This window comes from Gordonia sp. p3-SID1431 (assembly GCF_025143765.1).
Taxonomy (GTDB): Bacteria; Actinomycetota; Actinomycetes; order Mycobacteriales; family Mycobacteriaceae; genus Gordonia; species Gordonia hongkongensis.
The window spans coordinates 1-2,344 of the sequence record NZ_JAMBDT010000186.1; the positions used below are offsets into that span (position 1 = coordinate 1).

Annotated in this window: 2 protein-coding genes; both read right to left on the reverse strand. The window is 63.8% G+C overall.

Annotated elements, in window-relative coordinates; all coding sequences use genetic code 11:
* Positions 1 to 776: IS21-like element helper ATPase IstB (gene istB / locus M4D77_RS23685; protein WP_259937714.1), on the reverse strand; the 776-nt coding region annotated here is incomplete at its 3' end.
* Positions 773 to 2,284, reverse strand: coding sequence for an IS21 family transposase (gene istA / locus M4D77_RS23690; RefSeq protein WP_137817077.1), 1,512 nt, complete (start codon positions 2,282 to 2,284; stop codon positions 773 to 775). The genes istA and istB, both read right to left, overlap by 4 nt.
* Positions 2,285 to 2,344: the final 60 nt, after the last annotated feature.

Consider the following 2,344-nt stretch of genomic DNA (forward strand, 5'->3'; position numbering starts at 1 on the left):
ACCTCCGTTCGGTGTGTCATGCGGTAGGAGTCGCCGTCGGTGATGACGATGGTGGCGTGGTGCAGGAGCCGGTCGAGGATGCTGGCGGCGGTGGTGTGTTCGGGGAGGAATCGTCCCCATTGTTCGAAGGGCCAGTGGCTGGCGATCGCGAGTGATCGGCGTTCGTAGGCGCCTGCGACGAGTCGGAACAGCAGTTGGGTGCCGGTGTCGTCGAGTGGGGCGAATCCGACCTCGTCGAGGATGATCAGGTCTTGGCGCAGTAGGGTGTCGATGGTTTTACCGACGGTGTTGTCGGCCAGCCCGCGATACAGGGTCTCCACGAGGTCGGCGGCGGTGAAGTACCGCACTTTGTGCCCGGCGTGCACCGCGGCGATCCCCAGCCCGATCAGGGTGTGGCTCTTACCGGTCCCGGCCGGGCCAATCAAGGCCAGGTTATGTTGAGCCCGAACCCATTCCAGTGACGACAGGTAGTCGAAAGTGTTGGCCGGGATAGAGGATGCGGCCACGTCGAACGATTCCAAGGTTTTGGTGACTGGGAACCCGGCAGTTTTGAGTCGGTTGCGGATGTTGGAGGCATCACGGGCGGCGATCTCGGCCTCGACCAGTGTTCGCAGCACTTCTTCGGGTGTCCATCGCTGAGTTTTCGCGGTGAGTAGGACCTCGGGTGCGCTACGGCGGATCGAGGCCAGTTTCAATCGGCGTAGCGCCAGATCCAGATCGGCTGGTAGCGGTGGCACTGTCTGGGGTGCAACGGGTTTCGATGTTGTGGTGGTCATGACACCTCCTTGTCGCCGGCGCCGAGTTTGTAGGCATCCAGCGAGCGGGTGGGGGCGGTAGGCAGGTGGCCCAGCAGTGCTGTGCCGGCCGGTCGCGGGTTGGGGATGCCGGCTCCGGCATCGAGGATCGAGCGCACATCGGCGGCCTTGAACCGTCGGAACGCCACCGCCCTGGTCAGGGCGGTGAGCACCTGTTCGTGGCCGTGGGAGGTGATGAGTCCGAGGATGTCATCGAGTTCACCGGCCAGGCGGGTATTACCGATCGCCGCGGCACCGACTAGGAACTGCTCGGCTGGTTCTCCGAGATCGCAGAACTGTTTTTCGGCAGCAGTTTTCGGTCGTGGTGCACGACTAAGGGGTGTGCGTGGCCCGCCGTAATGATCGTCGTTGAGGACCACCTCTCCTGGTGCAGCCAACGCATGCTCGGCGACCACCTCGCCCGAGGCGGGCTCGGCGATCAGGAGCGTTCCACCGTCCTGAAGGAGGGTCACGGTGGCGCCGATGAGCCGGTTAGGAACCGAGTAGCGGGCCGAGGCATACCGGATACAGGAAAGACGGTCGACTTTACGGGTGACAGGCGGCGGGCCGACCTGAGCACGCAGAGACGGTAACGCCGCCAACACTTTCCGTTCACTCACCAGCTGGTCAGTGGGCACCGTCAGCGTATCGCTGTGGCGTCGAGTGTTGACCTCGGCACACCAGTCCCACGCAGCCCGGTTCGCCAGATGCACATCCAGCTGCACGTCGTCGCGACCCGCGGCGATCTTGGCTTCGGTCCACAACGGCTGCGCCAGATCCGACTGCGCGTACCCGCACAGGTTCTCCACGATCCCCTTCGACTCCGGATCGGCGCCGTGACAGAAGTCCGGGGCGAACCCGTAGTGGGTGGCAAACCGCACATACGTGGGGGTGGGTACGACGACGTTGGCGACGACTCCACCTTTGAGGCAGCCCATCCGATCAGCAAGTACCTTGTTGGGCACTCCACCGATCTCCTCGAAGGCTTCAGCAATGAATCCGAGTGTGGTGGTGGCTGTTTCGTTGGTGGCGAACCGAACGAACCGCCAGCGTGAGAACGCCAGCACCGCGCAGAACATGTGTAACCCGCCGATCACCGCCCAATCGATGACCAGGTAGTCACCCGGAGCCCACACTGCCGGGCGACGGCCGCGGTGATGCTCACGGCGCCACTGCGTTTTCTCCTGGGCGACCAGACGACGGAAATTCCGCGCCGACCCCTCATATCCTGCCGCTCGCGCTACCGGTAGCAGCCGTTTGGCAGTGATCCGGCCGTGTGACCGCGCGACTCGCTGCGCGACGAGCTGGGCCACCGCATCGTAGTTGCGGGCCCGTTCCTTGCGATCGGGTGGTTGATCGTCGGCTTCGAACCGATCGACCACGCGCTTGACGGTCTTGTGGGTGGTGCCGCACACCTCGGCTGCGGCGCGATAGCTTCCGAGTTCTCGGTAAGCAGAAATGATGTCCATACGGTCCTTCGCAGACTTCAATGGAACTCCCGGGCGGTGATGGTGATCGGTTGGCACCTTCACCGTCATCGCCTGGGCCTT